Origin of the sequence: Paraburkholderia sediminicola (genome assembly GCF_902859805.1) — a bacterium.
GTDB lineage: Bacteria > Pseudomonadota > Gammaproteobacteria > Burkholderiales > Burkholderiaceae > Paraburkholderia > Paraburkholderia sediminicola.
This window is the reverse complement of the sequence record NZ_CADIKC010000002.1, coordinates 642,340-666,604: the sequence shown is the minus strand read 5'-3', so window position 1 is coordinate 666,604 and position 24,265 is coordinate 642,340. Positions and strand designations below refer to the sequence as shown.

The 24,265-nt window shown below is 64.2% G+C and carries 19 protein-coding genes and 2 pseudogenes; 14 read left to right on the top strand and 7 right to left on the bottom strand.

Annotated features, from left to right (window positions below; translation table 11 throughout):
• The first annotated feature begins 7 nt into the window (after nt 1–7).
• From R8871_RS11520 to sctC, 4 genes are all read left to right on the top strand, one after another.
• Entirely contained in the window at nt 8–514 is a 507-nt protein-coding gene (locus R8871_RS11520; RefSeq protein WP_175050552.1) for a type III secretion protein, read from the top strand.
• Nucleotides 511–1,374 (top strand): type III secretion system export apparatus subunit SctT, encoded by an 864-nt coding sequence (gene sctT / locus R8871_RS11515; protein ID WP_175050551.1) that lies wholly within the window; start codon nt 511–513, stop codon nt 1,372–1,374. The genes R8871_RS11520 and sctT overlap by 4 nt, the downstream gene beginning before the upstream one ends.
• 188 nt (nt 1,375–1,562) lie before the next feature.
• Entirely contained in the window at nt 1,563–3,038 is a 1,476-nt protein-coding gene (locus tag R8871_RS11510) for a helix-turn-helix transcriptional regulator (RefSeq protein ID WP_175050550.1), read from the top strand.
• Between the two features lie 108 nt (nt 3,039–3,146).
• Complete coding sequence (gene sctC / locus R8871_RS11505) at nt 3,147–4,931, top strand: type III secretion system outer membrane ring subunit SctC (protein WP_175050549.1); 1,785 nt, start codon at nt 3,147–3,149, stop codon at nt 4,929–4,931.
• 55 nt (nt 4,932–4,986) lie between these two features.
• Here the strand turns inward: sctC and R8871_RS11500 are convergent, their stop codons facing one another.
• Nucleotides 4,987–6,045: a response regulator transcription factor gene (locus R8871_RS11500; protein ID WP_246287531.1), complete on the bottom strand. Its 1,059-nt coding sequence runs from the start codon at nt 6,043–6,045 to the stop codon at nt 4,987–4,989.
• Between the two features lie 492 nt (nt 6,046–6,537).
• Here R8871_RS11500 and R8871_RS11495 point away from each other — a divergent pair, with 492 nt between their 5' ends.
• Genes R8871_RS11495 through R8871_RS11485 form a run of 3 tightly spaced genes read left to right on the top strand, consistent with a single transcriptional unit; the run spans nt 6,538 to nt 11,077 of the window.
• Nucleotides 6,538–7,635 (top strand): aromatic ring-hydroxylating dioxygenase subunit alpha, encoded by a 1,098-nt coding sequence (locus tag R8871_RS11495; RefSeq protein WP_175050548.1) that lies wholly within the window; start codon nt 6,538–6,540, stop codon nt 7,633–7,635.
• A complete protein-coding gene (gene menD, locus R8871_RS11490) occupies nt 7,635–9,716 on the top strand; it encodes a 2-succinyl-5-enolpyruvyl-6-hydroxy-3-cyclohexene-1-carboxylic-acid synthase (RefSeq protein WP_175050547.1) in 2,082 nt (693 codons plus the stop codon). Before R8871_RS11495 ends, menD begins: the two co-directional genes overlap by 1 nt.
• Nucleotides 9,716–11,077, top strand: a complete 1,362-nt coding sequence (locus R8871_RS11485; protein WP_175050546.1) for a polysaccharide pyruvyl transferase family protein — start codon at nt 9,716–9,718, stop codon at nt 11,075–11,077. Before menD ends, R8871_RS11485 begins: the two co-directional genes overlap by 1 nt.
• Before the next feature lie 17 nt (nt 11,078–11,094).
• Here R8871_RS11485 and R8871_RS11480 read toward each other — a convergent pair whose 3' ends face one another.
• The 3 genes from R8871_RS11480 to R8871_RS11470 all read right to left on the bottom strand — a co-directional run bounded on the left by R8871_RS11480 (nt 11,095) and on the right by R8871_RS11470 (nt 16,248).
• On the bottom strand, nt 11,095–14,307 hold the full coding sequence (locus R8871_RS11480) for a hypothetical protein (RefSeq protein ID WP_175050545.1): 3,213 nt from the start codon (nt 14,305–14,307) through the stop codon (nt 11,095–11,097).
• 169 nt (nt 14,308–14,476) lie between these two features.
• The gene (locus tag R8871_RS11475; protein WP_175050544.1) at nt 14,477–15,565 is read right to left on the bottom strand and encodes an LLM class flavin-dependent oxidoreductase; all 1,089 of its coding nucleotides are present in this window, start codon (nt 15,563–15,565) and stop codon (nt 14,477–14,479) included.
• Nucleotides 15,566–15,579: 14 nt separating this feature from the next.
• The gene (locus R8871_RS11470) at nt 15,580–16,248 is read right to left on the bottom strand and encodes a DUF3455 domain-containing protein (RefSeq protein WP_175050543.1); all 669 of its coding nucleotides are present in this window, start codon (nt 16,246–16,248) and stop codon (nt 15,580–15,582) included.
• Between the two features lie 396 nt (nt 16,249–16,644).
• Here R8871_RS11470 and R8871_RS11465 point away from each other — a divergent pair, with 396 nt between their 5' ends.
• From R8871_RS11465 to R8871_RS11440, 7 genes and pseudogenes are all read left to right on the top strand, one after another.
• The gene (locus tag R8871_RS11465) at nt 16,645–17,586 is read left to right on the top strand and encodes a TylF/MycF/NovP-related O-methyltransferase (RefSeq protein ID WP_217468897.1); all 942 of its coding nucleotides are present in this window, start codon (nt 16,645–16,647) and stop codon (nt 17,584–17,586) included.
• On the top strand, nt 17,580–18,737 hold the full coding sequence (locus R8871_RS11460; protein ID WP_175050542.1) for a cupin-like domain-containing protein: 1,158 nt from the start codon (nt 17,580–17,582) through the stop codon (nt 18,735–18,737). The genes R8871_RS11465 and R8871_RS11460 overlap by 7 nt, the downstream gene beginning before the upstream one ends.
• A gap of 62 nt (nt 18,738–18,799) precedes the next feature.
• Nucleotides 18,800–19,141, top strand: coding sequence for a hypothetical protein (locus R8871_RS11455; protein WP_175050541.1), 342 nt, complete (start codon nt 18,800–18,802; stop codon nt 19,139–19,141).
• A 352-nt stretch (nt 19,142–19,493) separates the two neighbouring features.
• Nucleotides 19,494–19,749, top strand: a pseudogene (locus tag R8871_RS38935) (hypothetical protein); the annotation flags it as partial.
• 41 nt (nt 19,750–19,790) lie between these two features.
• A pseudogene (locus R8871_RS38930) lies at nt 19,791–20,111 on the top strand (hypothetical protein); the annotation flags it as partial.
• Nucleotides 20,112–20,322: 211 nt separating this feature from the next.
• Nucleotides 20,323–21,036 carry an alanyl-tRNA editing protein gene (locus R8871_RS11445; RefSeq protein ID WP_175050539.1) on the top strand — a complete coding sequence of 238 codons (714 nt, stop codon included), beginning with the start codon at nt 20,323–20,325 and terminating at the stop codon, nt 21,034–21,036.
• Nucleotides 21,037–21,059: 23 nt separating this feature from the next.
• Nucleotides 21,060–21,914, top strand: coding sequence for an AraC family transcriptional regulator (locus R8871_RS11440; RefSeq protein WP_175050538.1), 855 nt, complete (start codon nt 21,060–21,062; stop codon nt 21,912–21,914).
• Nucleotides 21,915–21,937: 23 nt separating this feature from the next.
• On the opposite strand, the gene R8871_RS11435 is transcribed toward R8871_RS11440, so the two are convergent.
• The 3 genes from R8871_RS11435 to R8871_RS11425 all read right to left on the bottom strand — a co-directional run bounded on the left by R8871_RS11435 (nt 21,938) and on the right by R8871_RS11425 (nt 24,187).
• On the bottom strand, nt 21,938–22,336 hold the full coding sequence (locus R8871_RS11435) for a hypothetical protein (RefSeq protein ID WP_175050537.1): 399 nt from the start codon (nt 22,334–22,336) through the stop codon (nt 21,938–21,940).
• A gap of 133 nt (nt 22,337–22,469) precedes the next feature.
• Complete coding sequence (locus tag R8871_RS11430; protein ID WP_054039343.1) at nt 22,470–23,150, bottom strand: RraA family protein; 681 nt, start codon at nt 23,148–23,150, stop codon at nt 22,470–22,472.
• Nucleotides 23,147–24,187, bottom strand: coding sequence for an amidohydrolase family protein (locus R8871_RS11425; RefSeq protein ID WP_175050536.1), 1,041 nt, complete (start codon nt 24,185–24,187; stop codon nt 23,147–23,149). Before R8871_RS11425 ends, R8871_RS11430 begins: the two co-directional genes overlap by 4 nt.
• Nucleotides 24,188–24,265 lie beyond the last annotated feature (78 nt).

Here is a 24,265-nt window from a genome sequence, read left to right as displayed (position 1 = left end):
CATGGGTATGCAACAAAGGCGCATCGTCGCGCTGGAACGATCGTGCACGCGGCGTCGGCGCCTCGATGAGACCTTGCGCGCGACGCTTACGGCGCAGCGCAACGCGCAGCTGCAACTCGAAGCCGCGCGTGACACGAAGGCAGACCAGGTCGCGCACGAAGCCGGTGTGCTGCAGTTCTATCAGCATCGCATCGACGGCATGATGACGGGCACCGAACCGTTCTCGCTCGACGATCTGAACAACTGCCGGTTGTATATCGGCGTAGTGAACGACCGCCTGCGCGTACTCGAAGCGGAACTCGCGCAAGCCGAAGCCGCTGTGCAGGCCAATATCGCCGTGATCGCCCAGACGCAACGCGACATCGCCCTGAATCAAGGCCGCATCGATCTGTGTGGCGAGCGGATTCGCGATATCCGCCGCGCTCAGGACAACGCCGCCAGCGACGCGAGCGACGAGGAGGCCGAAGAAACCGCGCTCGCGCGACGTTTTCAGGCGCGTGGGGCGCACGCATGAACGACATCTTTTCCGCACTGCCGCAACTCGGCACGCTGCTGGTCGGCTACATCACGTTGATCGGCGTGTGTGCGCTGCGCCTGTTCATCGTCATGTTCATCTTTCCGCCGACTGCCGACGGTTTGCTGCAAGGCGTGGTGCGCAATGCCATTGTGCTGCTGTTCAGCTCCTACGTGGCGTACGGTCAGCCCGTCGCCTTCATGCAATCGCTGCACGGGGTCATGCTGCTGGAAGTCGGTTTGCGCGAGGCGCTGATCGGACTCGTGATCGGTTATGCGGCCTCGATCGTGTTCTGGGTCGCAGAAGGCGCGGGCACCTATATCGACGATCTGACCGGCTACAACAACGTGCAGATCACCAATCCCACGCGCCAGGAGCAATCGACGCCGACCGCCACGCTGCTCGGGCAAATCGCCTCCGTTGCGTTCTGGGCGCTCGGCGGCATGACTTTTCTGCTCGGTACGCTATACGAGTCGTATCACTGGTGGCCGATCGTGTCAGCGGGGCCGAATGTGGCGAACATACTCGAATCGTTCGTGCTTTCGCAGACCGACACGCTGATGCAAACCATCGCCAAGCTCGCCGCGCCGATGATGTTCATTCTGCTGCTGGTCGACTTCGCCTTCGGCTTTGCTGCGAAGTCCGCGTCGAAGCTCGATCTGATGACGCTAAGTCAGCCGGTCAAAGGCGCGGTGACGGTGTTGATGCTGGCGCTGTTCGTCGGCATCTTTGTCGATCAGGTGCGTGATCAGGTGACCTTGCGCGGTCTGGAGGCGCAGTTTCGTGTGCTTAACGAAACGACCAAGGCGCCGAATGCTTCGAATGCATCGAACTCTGCGAGCCCGCCGAACAAGCCTTGAGTTTGTGTTGAGAATGCCTGGCAGACCGTCATTGCGCGGCCGCGCCGATGCAAATCTCAAACCTTCTCAAATGCGCCGCAAATATCAGATTAATTGAAACTTCGTTTGGTGTGCCTCGCTACATTGACTCCACTCGACGCATCGCGCATGCCGCTTGCGACGCGTTCCCGCACTCAGAGGAGTCGTCCATGTTCTCGATGCTTTACTTCCCCGTGGTATCCGCGCTCGCGACGCCCGCACCCTGTGCTCACTCCGCACTGTCCGGCCGTTTTCTCGATACCTTGCTCGACGGCAAGCTGAACGCCGCGAGTCAGCTGGCGAGCCGCTGGGCCGACGAAGCCGGCAACGCCGAATTCGCGCCACATGCGCTGCAATTGCACGCCGATCTGCAACTGATGCTCGGCATCGAAGTCGAGGCCGAGGAGAACTACCGTCGCTCGCAAAAGCTGATCCGGTCGTCGAAGCACGCGATCCGTACCGCGTCATGCCGCAACGCCGCATGGCAGGCATTTTTCCGGCATCGCCTCGGCACGGCGCTGGCGTGCTTCTCGCGTGTCGCGGACGAGCCCGAAATCGAACCGGCGCGCGCCGTGGAAGCGTACTTCGGCATTGTTTGCGTGCTCTACGAACTGGGCCGCACCAGCGAAGCCGCCGATGCGCTCGACGATCTTTTCGAGCGGGTAGAGCGCGATCTCGACGATGTAGCGGGCCATTGGCACGCGCTGCTTGCGACACTACGCTTCGACCTCGCAGTGCAAATGGAAGTGCGTAACGCGACGGCGCTGCGCGATCACGTCTACTGGCAGTCGGGTTTGTCGAGCGAACGTGTACCGCGGCCGGGCCAGGGCGCCGATGCGAGCGTCGACAGCCTCGCGCGCGCTGTGTTCGGTGTGCGCTCGCCGTTGCTGCGCGCGCGCATCGACTATCTGCAGCAATTGCGTCTGGCCGCCTGCGCGGATCGGGACGCGATCGGCGAATTGCAGCGTCATCTGCAGTGGTCGCGCGAGCAGGGGATCGGCGACTATCAGCGCACGCTGCGCCTCGAAATCGCGCTGGCGACACTGGCCGGCGCCGCGCCGCATCTGGCCTGCTCGATTCTGGAGCCGCTGCATCAGATCGGCCGCAACGGCACCACCGGCCACCGTCAGCTCGAATATCTCTACTGCAGCGCCAAAACGCGTCAGGCCGAAGGCCGCGCGCAGGAATCGCTGCAACTCTATAGCCGTTATGCGCTCGTGGCCATGCAGTGCCTGCGCGAAGACTCACAGGTGCGCGCGCCGTTCCTGCAGCGCAGCGCGAAGGCCTCGCCGCAACTCGACGATGTCGGCGCACGCCTGCCGGCCAAATACCGCCGTGCATACAGCTACGTGCTCGACAACCTCGACCGTCGCGATCTCTCAGTGCGCGAAGTGGCCGCCGAGATCGGCGTGACCGAGCGCGCACTGCAAAGCGCCTTCAAGAATTTCCTCGGACTGTCGCCGACCGAATTGATCCGCCGTCAACGGATGGAGCGGATTCGCGCGGAACTCACCGACCGGTCGTATTCGAGCGATCGCGGCGTGCTGGGCGCGGCGAGCAAGTGGGGCGTGCAAAACCGCTCGACGCTCGTGAACGGTTATCGCAAGCAGTTTCATGAGGCGCCGTCCGAGACGCTTGAACGATAGCGCTGCCGCTTCTTTGCTACTTCTTTGCTACTTCTTTGCTACTTCTTTGCTACTGCTGCGCGTTACGGTATTCGCGGTTTTTTCCATCACCCTCACACAGTCGACTCCATGAAATCGAAGACGCTGTTCTGCGCCGCGTGGCTCGCGGCGTCCCTGACGTTGAGCGCGCTGCAACCTGCTAGCGCGGCTCCCGTGCGATGGCGCGGCACCTCGGTGCACATCGCCGTGGAAGGCAAAGATCTGAAAGACGTGCTGCGCGATTTTACCGCGAGCCAGGGCGTGGCCGCGTCGATCGCGGGCAATGTTCAGGGCGCGGTGACGGGCCGCTTCGACATGTCGCCACAGCGCTTTCTCGACACGCTTGCATCGACTTTCGGCTTTGTCTGGTTCTATGACGGCAGCGTGCTGTCGATCAGCAGCGCCAACGATGTCACGCATCAGGTGATCAAGCTCGACCACGCATCGGCCTCCGATCTGCGCGCCGCGCTGCATACGATGAGTGTCGACGACGCGCGCTTCCCGGTCGTATACGACGAAAGCGCGGGCACGGCGATCGTCAACGGTCCGCCGCAATATGTGCAGATGGTGAGCGAGATCGCCCGGCGTCTCGACGAGAACGCGAGCCGCCGCAGCGGCTCCGTGATTCGCGTGTTCAAGCTCAAGCACGCGTGGGCCGCGGATCACAAGGTGCAGATCGACGGCAACACGATCACGGTGCCGGGTGTCGCCACCGTGCTGTCGAACATGTATCACGCGAAGCAGGAGAAGGGCGGCGGCCAATCGCAGACCTCGGTGTCGCCGAACATGCAACGCGTGCAGCCGATGAACGACGTGGGTGGCGGCAACAGCGGCGGTGCTCCGGTCATGAACCCGCCGTTGCCGCCCAATATGGCCGACGGGCAAGGCTCCGCGCTCGGCGGCCTGGTCGGCAACGCGCAGCCGTCCAACTACGGCAGCACGGGCAGTGTCGGCTACGCGAACGCGCCTGGCGCCTCGCAGGCGAGCCAGCCGAGCGGCGGCGATCTGACCTTGCCGATCATGCAGCCCGATCCGACCACCAATTCGGTGCTGATCCGCGATACGCCGCAGCGCATCGACCAGTACGCGTCGCTGATCGATCAGCTCGACACGCGGCCCAAGCTGATCGAGATCGAAGCGCACATCATCGAAATCGACGACGACGTGCTCGCGCAGATCGGTGTGGACTGGCGTGCGCACAACAGTCATCTCGACTTCCAGACCGGTACGGGAACGTATCAGCAGAACAGCTACGCGAACGGCCAGATCAATCCGAACTTCGGCACCACGACGCTTGCCGACGGCACCACGGTGGTTTCCGCGACGCCGGTGGGCGCCTCGATCACCGCCGTGCTCGGCGATGCGGGACGTTACCTGATGGCGCGTGTCAACGCGATGCAAAGCACCTCGAAGGCGAAGATCGACGCCTCCCCGAAGGTCGCCACGCTCGACAACGTCGAAGCCGTGATGGACAACAAGACCAAGTTCTTCGTGCGTGTGTCCGGTTATACGTCGGCGGATCTGTATAGCGTCTCGACCGGCGTCTCGCTGCGCGTGCTGCCGATGGTCGTGCAGGAAGACGGCCAGACGCGTATCAAGCTCGAAGTGCATATCGAAGACGGTCAGCTGACCGGCCAGCAGGTCGACAACATTCCGGTGATTACCAGCAGCGAGATCAATACACAGGCTTTTGTCGGCCAGGGCGAGAGCCTGTTGATTGCCGGCTACAGCGTGGATAACAACTCGAATGGTGTGACCGGTGTGCCGGGTCTGTCGAAGATTCCGCTCATCGGCGCACTGTTTCGCAACAACAACGACTCGCGCTCGCATATGGAACGCGTCTTCCTGTTGTCGCCGCGGGTGCTGGATCTGTAATCGGGTGCTGTTGTGAAACGAGGGGCAAGCGCATGCAGCGCTTGCCCCTTATGCTTTAGCGGCGCCGTCCATTGCTTCCTAGCAGCGCGGCGGGAATCGAGAACGAGGTCAATGCCGACGAAGAATCGCTGCCCGGCGATTCAGCCCCGCGCGCCGTGAAGCCCGCTACCGGGTGCACGAAGTGCGCGGTGCCGCTGTGCCACATGGCTGCATACTGGCCCCACGGTTGCGCGCTGCGGGCGGCCTCGCTGTCTTTTGCATGAACGTCGAGCGTTCGGGAAGGGCGCGTTGTTTGCCCAACGCATTCTAAATTCGCTTCGTGGCGGGCAATGTCGACGACTTCAGTGATCGCCGCAATCGCATCGGCGGTCTGCTCGACCTGCGCTATTGCCGGCAGGATGGCGTCGGCATCCGCCTTGCCATCGCACAACTCGACGCGATATCCGTGCGCATACATCGTGCGTAGCTGGACGCCTGACGCGCCGTTCAGCCCCAGCTTCTTGCGCAGCTTGTAGATGTGCTGTTCGAGCGTGCGGCCCACGATATCTTCCGTGCTGCTCCAGATCGCGCCGGCAATCTGCCGGCGGCTCACGTATTCGCCGGCGCGTGAGAACAGCAGCCATGCAATCGCAAATTCGCGCACTGTCAGACGGATTTCGCGTTCGTCCACCAGCACCGTGCCAGTACGCCGGTCCAGGCGATAAGGACCGAGTTCGGCCCGATCTTCGGATTGCAACGGCGGCGGCGACTGAAACCGGCGCAACGCCTGGTAAGTGCGTACCTCGAGTTCGCCCTGATCGATCGGCGAGAGCACCACATCGTCGGCGCCGACTTCGAAGGCCCGTTCGATGCTGTCACGATCGGCAAATGCGCCGATCACGATCAACGGCGCGCGGCGATCGCCATAGCAGGCACGGCGTGCGAACACCGCGCGCGTGGCATCGATGCCCGTTGCCGCGTCGACAAGGATGGCGTGATAGTCCTCCCGATAGATCGCCCGCGAGAGCGCGACGTCATCGAGGAAGCGGCAGCATTCGATCGTATCGTCGCGAAAGCATTGGCAAATCAGATTGAACAGACTGCTGCTGGTGGTCATCACGGCGAATTTCAACATGCCCTCCCGGGACTGATGCCTAAGGTTGCTTCCCAAACCGCATTGCGTGTCCCGAAAATTACGGCCCTTAAAATATCAGGGCTGTAACGAATTGTTTCGCCGCATGACGCATTGAAATTGCATGAAAGATTGAGAATTTGTTTCGCATCGTTTCGATCCGGTCAATAACCAGACAGATCGCGGCTATTAGCCGGGAGATGCACTTCTAAACACGATTTCGGCATCAATTACCGTCACGCATTCCGTAACGGGTAAAAGAGACCCGGATCGCCGGGAATCGCACGCGAAGCAAGGTTCGCAGTACCTTTCAGCGTTGCAAGCCATATTTACTTTTGTTGAGAATCTGAAAAGCGCGTTTTAAGAAATGCGGCTTCGCATTTCCATGAGCTTTGTTGAATCTGTGGGATGGGCGGCTATTTACACTCGTATGAGGTGGCCGCCAGAGTGGCGCCGCGCATTTTTTTTTGTGCCGATTCCATTGCGAGTGCGCTCATGTCCTTTCTGTTAAACGCGTGGTATGTCGCCGCTTTCGCCCACGAGGTCCGCGCCGACGTGCCGTTTTCGCGCACGCTGCTCGGGCGGCCCGTGGTGCTTTATCGCGATGCGGAACAGCGCGCGATCGCGCTCGACGATCGCTGCGCGCATCGTTTCGCGCCGCTGTCGCAAGGCCGTATCGTCGACGGTGTGCTCGAATGTCCGTATCACGGTCTGCGCTTCAGCGCGAGCGGGCAGTGCGTGCACAATCCGCACGGCGACGGCCGGGTGCCGGCCGCCGCGAAGGTGCGTGCGTACCCTTCGCTCGAACGTTACGGCGCCATCTGGTTCTGGCCGGGCGACCCCGCGCGCGCCGATGCGGCCTTGCTGCCGTCGTTTCCGTTCGTCGACCCCGCCGCCAACGTCACGCACGACGGTTACCTGCACACGCGCGCGCACTATCAACTGAGCGCGGACAATCTGCTCGATCTGAGCCACTTCCAGTTTCTTCACCCTGATACGCTCGGCAGTGAGGCGATCGCGCGCGGCGACGTGCAGTCGGGCAGCCTCGACGACATTGTCTGGGTCCGCCGCAGCGCTTACGACGAAGCGTTGCAGCCGTTCGTCGCGCAAGGCTTCGGGATTGCGCCGGGCACGCGGGTGGACCGCTGGATGGACGTGCGCTGGACACCGCCTGGATTGCTCTCGATCGTGGTCGGCGTGACCGCGGCGGGCATGCCGCGCGAAGCGGGGCTGATCGCGCCGTCCGCGCATTGGCTGACGCCGGAGACCGAACGCACGACGCATTACTTCTTCGCGTTCGGTTTGCCGAACGAAATGGGTGACGCGGCGCGCGGCCTGGTGCGCTATGCCGTCGAAGGGCTGATGAAGCCGTTCGAGTGCGAGGACCTGCCGATGCTCGAAGCGCAGCAGAAGAATCTCGGCGACCACGACTTCTGGGCGATGCAGCCGGCGCTGCTGCCGATCGACGCCGGCGCGATCCGCGCACGACGCGTGATGGAGCGGTTGATTGCGGCGGAGCTGGGAGCGGCGCCCGCGCCTGTGCGCACGATTCCGATTACGCCGGTGGCGGGTACTTCGCAAGCGGTGGCTTGATGGGCGCTCTTCCTGATGTTGTCGCGAGGCGTGACCCATTACCTCGCGAAGTCGCGGCGTCGGACGGTGAGGCACTGAACGGCGCGGCTATGACGGCAAGCGCTTTGCGATACGAAACCGTTACGACGGGCAGTGAATCGTTAAGCGAAACCGGCGCGGCGAGCGGCGAATCGCTGAACGCCGTGTGGGTGGAATTCATCGTCGAGATGTTAAGCGCTGCCGGTGTGCGTCGTGCTGTGCTGTGTCCCGGCGGACGCGCGAGCGCCATGTGCCTCGCGTTCGACGCGCATCCGCGCATTGCCGTCGAGATGGTCAGCACCGACGAGCGCAGCGGCGCCTTCATCGCACTCGGAATCGCGAAGGCGAGCGGCGAACCGGTCGCGATCGTCACGACGTCCGGCTCGGCGGTGGCGAATGTTCTGCCTGCGCTGACCGAAGCGGACGCGTCCGACGTGCCGCTCGTCGTACTGACGTGCGACCGGCCGCGTGCGTTGCGCGGCACCGGTTTTGGACAGATGGCGGATCATCTCGGTGCGACCCGCGCGTTCGTGCGCGCACAGGCGGACCTGGAAGATCCTGAAGATGCGGTGCAGGCTCTGGAGCAAGCCCGTGATGCGCTCGCGGCAGCGCTTGCTGCGATGTCCAGGGGCGTGGCGGACCTCGATGACAGCTTGTCGCGCGCCGATGCACATCCATCGTCAAAGCGGCCCACGCGCGGTCCAGTGCATATCAATGTCCCGCTCGCCGGTGTCTACGATGCAGTTGAGACGCAGCCGGTTTCGTTCGAGACGGTCCGCGCGGCAAGGGCACCGGTGGCTTTGGACGATCATGCCGCGTCTCCCGTATCCGAAGCGTCTCCCGCGCGTATCGTCGAAGGCATCATGGCGCGCGTGCTTGCGAAGCGCGGCGGCGTTCCGCTCAGTAATGGTCTCGACGGGTTGATCGTGGTCGGCCCTGAACCGGGCGTGCCACTCGAAGCGATTTTCGCGCTGGCCGCGGCGAGTGGCTTCCCTGTGCTCGCCGACGCGGGCAGCGGACTGCGATCGGGCCCGTTTGCGCTGGCGCCGCAAGCGGCCGCGCGTGGCGCAGCGGGAGCCTTGATCGTCAATGCATTCGATGTATTCGGCGGCGCCGCACGGCTCGCATCGGCGCGCGCGGAGCTGATCGTGCGCTTTGGCCTCGCGCCGGTCATGCCGGTGCTGCACACGTACCTCGAAACACACGCCGACGTGCCGACGATCAAAATTGCACCTTGCCGTGTGGCGCACGACTATCTGCACCCGGCGCTGGATCCGCGTGACGTGCTGATTGCACCGTCATCGGCGATGTTGCATGAAATTGCCACGACGCTCAGCGAAGAAGTGCACGGACATACGCATGCCGACGCCAGTCCCAACGCACCCATGCAGCCCCGTCTGCCTGTCGCCTTTTCCTGGCGCGACCGCTGGGCAAGCGTCGCCGGCTACGGCGCACGCGAGCGGCGCGCCTGCGTCGCATCGCTCGCCTGGGGCGAAGTGTCGGCGGTTCATCGCGTGCTGGCGACGCCGGGTTTCGCCTTCGTTCATCTTGGCAATTCCATGTCGATGCGTCACGCCGACATTGGCTACGACGTACGCGCCGCGCGCCAGGACATCTATGTGAATCGCGGCGTGAGCGGCATCGACGGCACGATGGCGACGTTTATCGGCGAAGCGCTCGTGCGCGGCGATGCGGGCTTGTTACTGCTCGGCGATCAGGCGTTGATCCACGACCTCTCCTCGCTGGCGAGCGCGCAACGTGTGGGTACGCCGGCGTGCATCTGTGTGGTCGACAACGGCGGCGGCGCGATCTTCGACTTTCTGCCGATTGCGCACGCACCGGCCTATCGGCGCACGATCCGCAATCCCTACAAACTAGATATCGGCGCACTCGCGCAGGCGTTCGGCCTGGCGCATCACCGCGTCGAGGCGTGCGATGCGTTGGACCATGCACTCGCCGAAGCGCGCGATCACGCGGGCGTGACAATCGTCGAAGTGGCGGTGGAACCTTATTCCGGTGCGCTGCAAATGCAACAACTCGCCCAAGCTTTGGGAGCGACGTGATGGATTGGGACATTGTCGAGAGCCCGTTGCAGCGTTCGCTCGCCGCGCTGAATCGCTATGCAAGCGCACCCGCGCCGGACGAGGTGTTTCTCGACGACATGCAGCAACGCATCAACGCGGCGCGGCGCGCGCCCGGCCGCAGCGTTTCAGGCGCGAATCGTGACGCGCCGCGCGTGTTGCTGCTTGGTTATAGCGGCGCGGGCAACACAGGTGCCGATCTGCGCACGATCGAGACGATCGCGCAGTTGCGCCGCCTGCTCGCGCCGCGCGAGCCGCGTATCACGCTGTTTGCGCTCGGCGATTGCTTCGATCATCCGCTGCTTGCCGGCACGCCGCGGCTTACGCCTTCGCTGCCTTATCTGCCCGATGCGCTCGACGCCGCCGTGCGCGATGCCGATCTCGTGCTGAACGTGGAAGGCTCGACCTATACGTCGAAGTTCTCGGACTCGTTGGCGGGCGTGCTGATCGGCGGGATTGCGCTCGCGCATGCGCATCGGCGGCCGGCGATTGCCTACGGTGTCGATAGCGGCACGATGAGCACAGCGCTCACGCGCTTTGTCGAACGCAATGCGGAAGCTGGCGAAGTCATTTGCCGCAACGACGCGGCGCGTACGCAACTCGCGTCGCTCGGCGTGAGCGCGCAAGTAGGTTCCGATACCGCGTGGACTTATCGGGCGCCCGCCGACGCAAGCGACGCGGCGCTCAGTCCGCGATGCGTCGCGCTATGTCCGAACAATCCATTCTGGTGGCCAGTGCGCGCCGACGCCGCGCGGGCGCGTGAACTCGATGCGCGCGGCGAGGCATCGTCGCTGCGCTATGGGCCGTTGCATTTTCACAGTTGGGACGCGGCGCGTGCCGAGGCCTATTACGCCTATCTCGATCGCTTCGCGCAGATCGCTGTCGGTTTGAGGGCGCAAGGTTACACGCCGGTGCTGGTGGGGATGGAGCAACTCGATAGCGCCGCTTGCGCCGATCTGGCGGCCCGTGTGCCATTCCCAATCGACGTCGTCGCACGCGGCCCGCGTACGCTCGACGAAGTGGCCGCCACGGTCGCGCATGCAGCGTGCGTGGTGACGACGCGTTATCACGCGGCTGTGCTCGCGATCTCGCATGGCGTGCCCGTGTTCGGGCTTTCGATGGACACGCGCATCGAGCGTCTGCTGAGCGAGGTGGGGTGCGAGTCATGGAGCGCCGCATGCGATGACGATGACGGCGCACAGGCCGCGCTCGCGGCCATCGCATCGCTGCAGGACGACGATGTGCGCAACGCTTTGACCAGGGCATACGGCGACTATGCCCTCAGCCAACGCGCCCGTTTCGACGCAATGGGTGAGCGGGTGCGCGCCGTGCTCGAAAGCTAGGCGCGCTCAGTTCAATTTCAAGGCACCGACAACGAACTGAGTTCCCGCTGCGCGCTGACCTGCTTGACCGCCTGCGCCGTGCCGACGTACGAGAGCCCCGACGTGCGCGACGCCGAATTCGACTCATAGCTGTACAGCACATGATTCGTCCAGCTTGTCGGCGACTCGAGCAGGCGTGCGATCTCACCGCGAATCCGCAGCATCTCCTGCTGCTCGTTCGGGGTCGGCGTGCGTCCGCCCTGTTCGAACATCCGCAGCGTGCCGCGATACGCGTTGATTTCGGCCGCGGCTTCCGGCACGATGCGCTGCCGCTCGCCATAGTACTGATTGCCGCGCGTCGCGTTGAGCTTGACCTTGGTCTGATACGTGTCCAGCTCCTGGCTGCCGTTCATCGAATGCGTCCATGCATCATGGCGGCTGTCGATGTATTGCAGGTAATTGCCGACGCTGGTGAACTCGGTGTCGCGATAGGTGCGCTCGGGCACGATGTCGCCGCTCTCTTCATAGAGCCGCAGCGTCGAACCGGTGCCCGTTTGCATCAAGGTCGTGCCGAAGCCGACCAGCGGCGCGCTCGAAAACGACAGCGAGTTAAAAGGCCCGGCGTTGCCGATCGGCACGGGCGGCGGGCTCGATACCAGCGTGGCGCTGCCGTTGACCGCGAACCGATGCCCGCTGCTCGATTTGTCGACATTGCGTGCGCCGCTCTGATCGGTCGAGTGAGCCTTGCTCGAACTGAACACGGCTTCGCCCGTCACGAGCGGCCCGAACTTGACGTTGGCCGGGGTCACATAACGCGCACCGCCCGTCACTGCGAGCGAGCCGTAGTTCGAACGGCTCTTGTTGTCGACCCAGCCAATCGACACGTCCGGATCGGCAAAGAACCTGTCGGCCATGCCGTTCCACATTTCATCTTTCGTGCGCGGCAGTTGTCCGCCGGGACCGGAGCCGCCGAGCGTGCGCACCACGTCGGTCATCTTGCCGCGCCAGGCATTTTCATCAGCGTTGCCGGTCTGGTTGAACGGCGTGCGGATCACCACGCCGCGCGGATTGCTGGTGTCGCGGCCGCCGACGAGAGACCCGTAGCCGCTCGCCATTGCCTTGCCGCCCGCGAGCGACCAGCCGATAAAGCCGCCGACGCCCAGGTGCGCAGATTTACGGTTGTCGGTGCCGATGAAGATTTCGCCGTGATGCGAGGTGGAACCGACTTCGAGCACCGCATGACGGCCTTTCAGATAGCGCACGTCCGGCGCCACTGAAGCGCTCGGGGCGCCGACGAGGCCGAGCGCGGTCGCGATGTTCTCGGAGATGTTCGCGTCGAGCCCGTAGACGCCGCCGCTCGACATCTGCACGCTCCACGTTTTCGGCACGTTGTCGACCAGATGGCACAGCGAATCGATGTTGCCTTGCGGCGTGGCCGGCGTCGCCACCGGATCCTGGCGGATCGCCTGCATGCGGTCGAGATTCTGGGCGAGCGTGCGGTCGGTCGTGCCGATCCGCGCGTTCATATCCGCGCCCGAGTCGGTTGCCCAGGCGCGCAGGGTCTCGGCGTTCATCTTCGGCAGGTCGCGGAACGCCGGGCTGTTGCGCACCGTGTCCTTGTCGACGTTCAGCGCGCCGGCTACGTCGCGCGCAATCTGATTGCGTTGCAGACGGCCGAATTTCGTGTCGTCGCGCAACCAGCCCTTGGTGCCGATGCTCGCCTTCCAGTTGCGCAGCGCGGCGGCGCGCACGGCGGCGTTCATCGTGGCATTGCTCGGCGCTTCGCCGCGCCGCCGGTGCGGCGCGCCCACCACTTGCGTGTTCAGCGCGTCGACCACCGTGTCGATGGATTGCAGCGTGCTGAAATCCTTGTCCGGGTGATCCATCAAACCGCCGGCCGTGCCCATGCCGAGCGCCGAGATGGGATCCTTTTCGTGGCCGAAGCTTTGCTTGACGCCGCTGCGAAACCGCTGCGCCGTGCGATTCATCCAAGAGCCGGTGCGCGCCGACGTCGCGTTGCGCTGCGCGTGCTTGACCACCGAGTACATGCGGTTCTGCACCTGGCCGACATCGGCTTCGGCAATGCCGTTGCGATGCGCCAGGTAGGCTGATCGAAGATGCGTTTGCGGTTGCGCGCGCGGACTCTCGAGCAATGCGTTGCCGCACAGCATTGCCTTGGCGGTCTGCGTGTGCGGCGTCAGCGCGAGGCTGATCGCAGCCTGTTGCTGGCTTTGGGCGACCTGGGTGTTGGCGTCGCGTTCGGCGGCCGGCAGCATGGCGTTCGCCGACTCTCCGAGTTCGCGCAGCGTGCCGGGTTTTTCCATGCCGTTCGGCCATGCCGACAGCAGCGTGTCGGCGGCGCGCCAGGTTTGCCAGTCGGCTTCCGTGTGCACCTTGCGGTCGCGGTCGGTGGGCGCCTGGATGTTGCCGCCCATTGGCGGCGCCGCTTCGACGTTGCGCAGCGCGTGGAACGCGGCTCGCGAGCGCGCCATCGCGCAGCGGGTCGCGAACGTGTCGCGCATTTGCTGCGGAGTGGGATTCTGGTTCGTGCCTTGCAGCACGTCGAGCACGTCGCTTGCGCGTTGCACGTTGCCGCCGGTCGCTTCAGCGAGCGCGTGACCGAGATAGCGCGACTTCGCGAGCGGCGGGTCGCCGCGCTGACCTTGCGGAATCGCGTCGCGGATGTTGGCGAGCAGCGTGTTGCGCTCAGTTTCGAATTGCGTGCCCGCTTCAGCCGGAAAGCTTTCGGCAAGATGCGCGTCGGCCGCGGCCACGTCGCGCAGTTCGGTGTTTGCTTGCGACAAGGCGCGCTCGTTCTTGCCGACCGCAGTCTTCACGTTGGTGTTGTTGTGCGAATTGACGCCAAGCGGCGTGCTCGCGTTGGCCTTCGGCGTGTGCATTTGCCCAGGGCTCGGCAGGATATCCGGCGCGGGCCGCGATGCGCGTACGGTGGTCCGGGAATGGAACGGCGTGAAGGCGCTGTTCGCACCGCTGCCGGTCAGATCGTTGAGGGGCGAGCCTTGCGGCATCGGGTCACTCTGCGTCTGCCCATGTGCAAGCGGCGTCTGCACCGGCGCGCTGGGCAGATGGTTGCGCAATGCGCGCAGCTTGTCGAGCGGGCCGCCAACCACTCTCGTCTCGGGTAGCGGGACGTTGTTCTGCGGCTGATTAGCCTGCGGGGCCGCAGGCTGTTGCTGTTGCTGAACGGGCGGTGCGCCGCGTGAGAAAGGGTTGCGAATCCCGAATGGCACGAGCGGTCTCCCATGTGAGGACGGTCGCGTCGGCAACTCGCCGACGATGACGAATTTTCATCGCCACGTCACATTGCAGTGCTGGAAGTCCGAAGTGAGGGCCGGGGATGCGAACGTGGCGGCCGTGAATGTCATCCGCACGAGCGCGTGCCATGCGCACTGAATGCGTTCACCACGCCAATGTGGATTCCCATTGCGGGCGCGGTGCCGGCGCTTGCTGGGTGGCCGCTGCAAGCGCACCGTTCGCGAATGCGGGCATCACATCGCGTGCGAACCGGCGCAACGATTCCATCGCCATGTCGTGCGGCATCGAACCGAACCAGAAGCTCGCGCTGAAGTAATCGCAGCCGAGGCCGGCTTGAATCCGGCGCAGTTGATGAATGCATTCTTCTGCGGTGCCGATCACGAGGAAATCGTTGCGCAGCGCGTCGTCGGATGGTTCGTCCGGTAGCGGTTGGGCCGGCACGATGCCGTCCACCACGTCGCCCATGTCGTGACGCAGGCGCAGGGTTGCGCGTCCGTTCCAGCGCCCATGCTCGACGGCCTCGCGGGCCTGCGCTTCGTTTTGCGCGACGAACACCGGTCGCTGCGTGCCGATGCGCACTGTCGAGAGCGCGGCAGCGAGGTCCGGATAGTGACGCCGCACGTCGGTCAGTTTCGAAATGGGTTCGAGCACGCCGGTGAAGAGATTTGCGCGCCGTCGCACCGCCTGTTCGACCGAGGCCCGCCGGCTTGAGTTGACGACGAGCCACACCGGCATCGCGCGTTGCAGCGGCTGCGGGACGAGGCCGGTGCGGGGAATGTTGAAGTACTCGCCCTGATGCTCGAACACGGGTTCGCGTAGTGCTTGCAATAGTACGTCGATCGCTTCGTCGTCGCGGGCGGAGGTGGCGCCTTTGACGAGCTGGAAGCGCTCGTACTGATAGCGTTGATAGCCGCTGCCGAGGCCGGCTTCGACACGTCCGCCGCTCAGCACGTCGAGCGTGGCGAGCTCTTCCGCGATCACGAGCGGATGATGCAGCGGCACCGGCACGATCGCCGGGCCGAGGCGCAGATGGCGGGTGCGCGCGGCGATATGGGACAGCAGCATCAGCGGCCGCGACGAGTGCGAGTAGTTCGTGAAGTGATGTTCGGCCAGCCACAGGTGGCTGAAACCGAGCGTATCGGCGGCTTCGGCCATCGCGATCGCGCGCTGGTAAAGCTCGGCTGCGGGCGCAGGCTCAGGAGCCGGCAACGTCATGAACAAACCGAATTGCATCGTCGACTCCTCGGTTACTGCCGGGTCTGATTTGCCGACAAGGCGACCGGCGCGCGGCCTTTGGCGCGGTAGAACATATAGGTCGCGCCATATGGCACGAGCAGATGCGCGCCCTCGAGTTCGCACGACGGTTGCGGCGGCAAGCCGCCCGAGGTGTCGATGCGCTGGATCGAGCTGACGTCGGCGAAACGACCCTCGCCCGGGCGTGGGGCCGCGACGAAGCGGGCCGTGTAGCGTGCCCATGTCAGCGCATTGGCGCCCACCTGGCTTTCGGCGGCGACGTTTCCGATCACGTAGCTGCCGTCGTAAGAGAGAAAGTAGCGGCCCGGCGCGACGGTGCCGACGCTTTGACCGGCGGCGTCGACGAGGATTGCTTCGGAACCCAAAGGATCCCAGAGCAGTTGCGTGCCGTCGCGGGCGACGCCAGGGAGCGTGTCAGGCAGCGCGGCCGCGCTCGCCTTGATGCGCCGGCATATGTAGGTCTCGTCGCCGTGGGTGGTCATGACTTCCTGGAGCACCTCGTCCTGGCTGGCGCGCAAGGCCACGGGCAAGGACTCGTCGGCAGTCGGCGGAGGCGGTTTAGGCGGCGTCGCGCAGCCGGCGAGTGCGAGCAGGCTGCCTGCCACGAGGCAGGTCATCGACAGGCGCAGCAACTGCGCGGGGCGGGGCGGCAAACCAGTCATTGGCGGAAGGGGAAGGCGGGCGATGTTGCCATCACACCTGATCCGGCACGCTGTTGCGTGGCTCGACACGAAAGACTGCATTGAAAACCGCACGTAGTGGGTGGGCAGATATGCTGGCGCACGAAGGCACGAAGGCACGAAGGCACGAAGGCACGAAGGCACGAAGGCACGAAGGCACGAAGGCACGAAGGCACGAAGGCACGAAGGCACGAAGGCACGAAGGCGGCGAGCGTCGGCGGTTCGCATGAGCATGCATCCGTTCGCAATTCAGCCGAACGGGGACTCGCGTGGGTCGATACTGGTTCGGGCTTGCCGCGGCGCCGAGCCGTGCTCGTAGCGGCTTTCCTGCGCACACATCTCTTCCGCTAACGGCCCGAGCGCCCACCCGAATCCGCGATGGAATTGAATCCTTCGAGTCCTCCTTCCGCTTCTTTGTCCGGCCCCGAGTCGCAGCTATCCATGCTGGTCGCCGACGACGAGCGCGCCTATGCGTACCTGGCGATGATCCGCCGTTACATTGGCGGCGCGGCTGACACTAACGACCTCGCGCAAACCGCCTCGGCCCAAACTGCGCCAATCACCGCCGACGATTGCGCCGAACGGCTCGCCGATGCGGACCAGGTATTCGCCGAATGGCTCGCACCGTTGCATCGCACGGCTGCCGAGGTCGCCGGTATTGAGCCGGCACGTATGGCGGACGCACTCAACCACATGCACCACGAGTCGCGTCGTTTGACTATGTGCGACGACGTGCTGCTCGATAACGTCGTCGAGTTGGCGCGCGTTGTGATCGACGAGCGCGTGCCGGGCGACTTCATCGAAACGGGCGTATGGCGCGGCGGCGTGACGATTCTGATGCGTGCCGCGCTGACCGCGTTCGGCGGCTTTGGCCGCAACGTATGGGTGGCCGATTCGTTCGCGGGTCTGCCCGCGCCGAACCCCGCCACCGATTTGCGCGATGCCATCTGGCATCACCTGATGCGCGCTGTCGGCCTGCTGCGCAGCGATCTGGCCACCGTGCGCGAAGCCTTCGCGCGCGCGGGCCTGCTCGATCGCCGGGTGCGATTCCTGCCGGGCTGGTTCGCCGATACATTGCCGGACGCGCCGATCGAGCGCCTTGCACTGATGCGGCTCGATGGCGACTGGTACGACTCGACCCGTGACGCACTCGACGCCTTGTATCCGCGTTTGTCGCCGGGTGGCTTCGTGATCGTCGACGACTATGGCCTGCCAACCGGCTGCGCGCGCGCCGTCGACGAATACCGCGCCGTGCATCGCATCGACGCACCGCTGACGCGTGTCAACACGCAAGCGGTCTACTGGCGCAAGCCATGGTGAGCATGACGGCGCATGTCGAACTCAGCGCGCTTCTGGAAGCGCGGCTCGGCGAACATTACGTGGCGCCGCCGCAAGCGGTGGCCGTCGATCTGATCGTCAGCGATTGCGCGGATGCCAGCCGTCGTTTCACGTTCGGTCCGCGGATCGAGTCGACGCCAATCCCGCCTGACGGCATGCACCACGCCGCGGCTCGCATCACGCTGAGCCGCGCGTTGTTGAGCGCGATGCTCGACGATCCTACCGGCTTCGATCCGCGCAGTGCGGCGGCCATGGCATTCGGTGGCGTGCGTCTCGACGGCGCTGAGCGGCTCGCCGCTTACTGGCTGCAACTGCTCAAGCGGCCCTCGGTGGCGGCTCGCATGGCGCTGGAGCGAGCCCGGCGGCGCGCACCCGCAGCGCTGGCGAAGGTGCAGACGCTGCAGGCCGGCGGCTGCGATGAGCAGGACCTCCACGCGGCGCTGGCGGACACGCTCGATGCCTCCGTCCCGCTCGTATTGCGCGGCATGGTGAACTGGCCCGAAGTCGCCTGGACACTCGACGATTGGCGCACTCACGAGGGTGCGACAGTGCTGCGCACGAATCCGTCGAGCGGCCTTGCGCAAACCGTTGCCGATTTCATCGATGGCTTCGCGGTGCAGCCTCTCGCCAATACAGGCGCCGCCACCTACACGGAAGGCTGCCTCCTGCCGCCCGCATGGGAAGCGCGTTTTTCTCTGCCGATGCTGCCGGCGCGCACGTTCGGCGCGGGGCAACTGTGGTTCGGGCGGGCCAGCGCCGCCGCACTGGTCACGCGCTTGCACTGCGATCTGGCGAATTCGTTTCTCGCTCAGATTCACGGCCGCAAGCGCGTGCGGCTCTATGCGCCGGCTCAGGAAGGCGCCGTCTACGCGCTCGATGCATTCAACACGTATCGTCCTTGCCGCGTCGACGTAGCGGCTCCGGACCTGACACGCTTTCCGCGCTTTGCCGGTGCGGTTGGTGTGGACGTCACGCTCGAACCGGGCGATCTGCTGGTGATTCCAACTGGCTGGTTTCACTGCGTCTGGGCGCTGGATCACGTGCTGTCGATCAGTCGTTTTGCCGACGACGAAACCGCGGCGACGCTGCTCGACGGCAGGCTTTCACCATCGAATACAACGAGGACTGGATGATCGGCTTAACCCGAAGCGACTCACTTCGCGCTCCCTGTCTGCCATTCGTACGCGGCGTGACCGTGACAGTGCTGATTGCGTCAGCCACGGCGCTGAGTCCGTTATCCGCGCATGCACAGGCTTCGTCGGCAATGACGCAGGTCTGCACGACGCGTGCGAACAACGCGAAGCTGATTGCGCAGGACCGCGATGCGGGCATCAGCAAGGAAGACGAATTGCGCAAGGCGCAACGCATAGCGGCGGCGATGCCGATCGAACGACAGTTGTACGCGCAGGCGGAATTGACGACCTTCATCGACCGTTTGTACGGACAGTACGCCAAAACGCCGCCGCAGCAGGCCTACGATAAGTACCTGGCTTACTGCGAAGAGCAGGCCGCGCGCGGCGCCGCACAAGTCCAGTGATCCGCAGTGCCGGATGCCACGCATTCCCTCTCGCACAGACATGGCTTCGCATTTTCGGCCCGCTTTTCGCATGGGCAGAAACCGGCCCGGTTGGCCCAATTAGCATTAGACGACCCCGGACCGCCGCTGTGTTCCGTTTCACATCCGCATGACCGATGGCGGTCTATCTTTCCTTGCAGAGGATCCCATGACCGCTATCGCCAACGACGCCGTCTCGAGTCTTTCCACACCCAGCTTCGACTCGTCGTTCTCTTCAGAAGATCAGTCCATCCAGCAGCTCGAGCAGCAAGTCGACGCGATGATCAACCAGGTGCTGCAGCAGAGTTCGTCGTCGGTGGGGCAGAACGCAATGGCGCAGAATGCGTCGGGCACGCTCGCCAGCTACATGAACCAGAACGGCATCAAGTCGCTCGATCCGAATCAGCTTTATCAGCTGGCCAACAATCCGCCTGCCGGCACGCCGCCCGATGTGTCCGCCGCGGCGTCGTACATGCTGCAGAATCCGGACGTCTATAAGCAGATCGAGACGCACGACGTGTCCGGTGCGGACGGCATTTCCGGCGTGGGCAACTTCGAGTGGGCGGCGCAGGGCGGCCTGGATAGCGAGCCGTCGCCGAGCACGACCGATACGCTGGATTCGACGTCGACCCAAGGCGCCATGATGGATGCGCAAAGCGCGTCCGGCGCGCTGGCAAGCTATATGAGCCAGAACGGCATCTCGTCGCTCGATCCCGATCAGCTCTACAAGCTCGCCAACAATCCGCCCGCCGGCACGCCGTCCGACGTGTCCGCCGCAGCGTCGTACATGCTGCAGAATCCGGACGTCTACAAGCAGATCGAGACGCACGACGTGTCCGGTGCGGACGGTGTTTCCGGCGTGGGCAACTTCCAGTGGGCAGCGCAAGGCGGCCTCGACCAGACGGTTTCCGGCAACGGTTCGTTCAATTTGCCTAATCTGAATACGGATCTGGCGCTCAATTCGCCCAATCTGAACCTTCAGCAGACGCTGTCCGTCTGATCGCACAAGGGCGTGGCGGCTTACCGGCCGTCTTTCGCCCGATCCCCCAAAGACGGGCGGCCATGGTCCGGCCCCGACTGCGCAGAGCATTTTTGACCAAGACGACCTCCCATGAGACTGAGTATCCTAGGCGTAATCAGTCATTTCATGCGGGGAATTCAAGGTGGCGCACTATCTTTGCCATGAGCAGCCGGACTTACTCGAATTTGAAACGAGCGTGATCGCCTCGCGGCCCGGCGCCGTCGTGTTGGGCCGCACGGCCTTGCACCCGGGCGGTGGAGGCCAGGTCTCGGACGCCGCCACGCTGACGCACGCGCACGGCGCCGTCCGCATTACCGGCGTCGCGCCGGAAGGCGGCATGCTCTGGCATCTGCTCGACGAGCCGCTCGAATTGAATGGCGACGTCCACGTGGCCGTCGACGCGGCCCGGCGTTCCACCGTCGCCCAGCTTCATACCGCCACGCATATTCTCAACGCCCTCGTGTATCAGCGCTTTGCCGGCGCACTCGTGACCGGCGCGCAGATCAATGCCGACGGCACCGCGCGCATGGACTTCGATCTGCCCGAGGCGGATAACGACGCACTGCGCCTGCTCGAGGAGCCTGCCAACGAGGTGATCCGCAGCGCCATGGACGTACGCACCTACTACGTGAGCGCAGCCGAAGCAAAGTCGACGCAAGGCCTGATCCGCAGCCTCTCGGTGGCGCCGCCGCCGACCTCCGACGGCACGGTGCGAATCGTCGAAATCGGCGACCTGGACCGGCAAGCTTGCGGCGGCACGCATCTGACCAACACGGCGCAATCGAAACCGATCCGCATTGTGAAGATAGAAAACAAGGGGCGCCGCAATCGCCGGGTCAGAATAGAGCTGGTTTGAAGGGCATCCCGGGAGAGCGAGTCATGGACACATCGGATAAAAGCGAGCCGGAAGTGGTGTGCTGGCGAGACGGCGCGCTCGACGGCGCCTGTCTCGCGAGCGCCCGCTACGGCGAGCACAAATTCGACCGGCATCTGCACGACGAACTCGTCATTGTCATGACGCAGTCCGGTGCGGGGCAGTGTCATACGCGTACCGGCAGCGAGGTCGCCGGGCCCGGTAGTGTGCTCGTGTTCGGACCGGGCGAATATCACAGCGGCGAGGTGTGGGAAGGCCGCGAATGGAATTACCGCGCAATCTATCTCGACATGGAGGGCCTGGGCGCGCTGGGTGCTGTGTTTTCGCCCGATTCGCGTCCGGACAAACCGCTTCTGATTCCACCCGGGCTCTATCAGGATGCGCATCTGGCCGGCCTGCTGGTCAAGGCGCATGCGAGTCTCGACCAGCACGGCTCGGTCTCGCTGATGGAGCGGCAGGCGAACTGGTGGGCGGCAATGGGGATGCTGGTCGGGCGATATGGGCAATCGCGGCACGAGCTTGGCGAAGCGCGGCGCGAAGCTCACAAGATGGCGCAGGTACGGGAGTACGTCGCAGCAAACTATGCGCGCGATATTCCGGTCGATGAACTGGCGGAACTGGTCGGACTGAGCCGCTACTACCTCACGCGTGCCTTCTGCAAAGAGTTTGGCCTGCCGCCGCACGCCTATGCCACGCAGGTGCGGCTGCTCGCGGCCAAGCGCATGCTTGCGGCGGGGCATAGTGCGGCGACCGCTGCCGCGGCCGTCGGCTTTTACGATCAAAGCCATCTCAACCGGCTTTTCAAGCGGGCCTATGGAATCACGCCGGGGACGTACGCGGCGCTGAAGCCTGGACACTAGGTTCGCGCGCTGTACTTCTAACGTTACTCGGGAAGCGGAACGTCCTCGATCAACGCCGACTGTACAGCGCGAATCCTGCGATCGACGAAGTAGCCGCCTCCTTCCGTGTAGCGCAGATAAAGACGGTCGCACAAGGCGCACTGCCAGACGGCACAGCGGTTGTACGGGAAGTAACGCGGCGCGATGGGGGCATCGGCCGACCAGTAGGTCGTTTTGCCCGGCAGGTATTCGCTGAACGTGGGTTCCGGATCCTCTTCCGGCGCAAGCGTGCCGATCTCCTTGAACTGCGTTTCGTCGAGAGAAAGCGGCTGCGAGTGCCAGCCGTCCAGCGGTGTTTTTGTACACATGCAGGGCGCGGCAACGCGCTGCTCCGCACGTTGCGCGAGTTCAAGGAGCATTGCAGCGTTCAGATATTCAGCCATGAATTTCGCTATAAAGCACACGATTCCTGCAGGATTGGGACGATGTTAGCCGGTTCGCCGTGACTTGCGGTACGCGGCAGGAACCAGCCAGCATCATGCACGCTTTGGCGTCGCGCGCGAAGTCCGCCGTTCATCAGCCGTTCATCATCCGGTCGCGATGCGGCACGACCCACGAACGGTCGAAACAGCCATTGGCGATCGACTTCAACGCCGCCGTTTCCTTCGCATTCTGCCGCCGTGCGCCTTCGATCACCGCTTCCACGTCGGCAGGCGAGATCGCGAGCAAGCCGTCTTCATCGCCAACGATGATGTCCCCAGGATGAACCACCATCCCGCCGACTGTCACAGGCACATTGATCTCACCAGGACCGTTCTTGTACGGCCCGCGATGCGTCACACCGCGCGCGTACACCGGAAAATCGCGCTGACGTAGCGCGCCGACATCGCGGATCGCGCCGTCGATCACAAGGCCCTGCACGCCCAGGCTCTCAGCGAAGCTGGCCATGATCTCGCCCATCAATGCTTGCGTGAGTTCTCCGGCGCCGTCGATCACGAGCACGTCGCCCGGCCGGCAAAAGTCGAACGCGCGATGAATCGCGAGGTTGTCGCCGGGGCGGGTGTGGACCGTGACCGCGGTGCCGGCCATCGGTTTGGGCTGATGATACGGCCGCAAGCCGACCATGCCGCTCGCGCGCGCCATGTTGTCGCTCAGCAGCGAAACCGCCAGTTCACGCAATGCGTCGAGCGTTGCCGGGTTGGCCTGAGGTGCGGATTCGTGTTCGCGCCAGCCGATGGGATTCGTCGTGACAGTCATACCGTTGCCCCTTGCGTGGCGAATTGCTGCTCGAGTTGATGGGACAGCCGCGGGTACACCGCGCGGGCGTTGTCTTCGTAGATACGCTGACGGTCCGCGGCGCTGAGCCATTCGATGGCGTCGATGTAGCGTCGCGTGTCGTCGTAGTAGTGGCCGGTTTCCGGATCGATACCCTGAACCGCGCCGATGGTTTCCGAGGCGAACAGAATGTTCTCGACCGGAATGACTTTGGCGAGCAGTTCGGCGCCGGGCTGGTGATACACGCAGGTATCGAAGAACACGTTCTTCATCAGGTACTCGCTGAGCAGCGGCCGCTTCATGTCCTGCGCGAGCCCGCGATAGCGGCCCCAGTGATAGGGCACTGCGCCGCCGCCGTGCGGAATGATGAAGCGCAAGGTCGGGAAGTCGGCGAACAGATCGCCCTGCAGCAACTGCATGAATGCCGAGGTGTCACCGTTGATGTAATGCGCGCCCGTCGCATGAAAATTCGGATTGCACGACGAAGACACATGAATCATCGCCGGCACGTTCAGGTCCACCATCGCTTCATAGAGCGGATACCACGAGCGGTCCGTGATCGGCAGCCCCGACCAGTGTCCGCCGGAAGGATCCGGATTCAGATTGCAACCGATAAACCCCAGCTCTTCCACGCAACGGCGTAGTTCGGCGACGCAATTGGCCGGCGCCACGCCAGGCGCTTGCGGTAACTGGCACACGCCGACGAAGTTGCGCGGAAACAGCGACACCACGCGATGGATGAGGTTGTTGGATTCGCTCGACCAGACTGCATTGGCTTCGGCCGTGGCGAGGTGGTGCCCCATGCCGGCGGCGCGCGGCGAAAAGATCGTGAGGTCGGTGCCGCGTTCGCGCTGGATGCGGATCTGGCCGGTTTCGATGCTCTCGCGAATTTCGTCGTCGGTAATGAGGGGGCGCGGTGGCGGCGAGCCGCCGTTTTTCAGCGCGGCGATCTGCTGCGCGCGCCAGGCCTCGTGCTGCGGCGGCGAGGTGGTGTAGTGACCGTGGCAATCGATGATCATGGTGTGAAAATCCGGTGATGTCTTTGTGGATGTTTAGCTGTCCGTGCTGTGCGTTCGCTACGTTCGCTATCTCGCCGG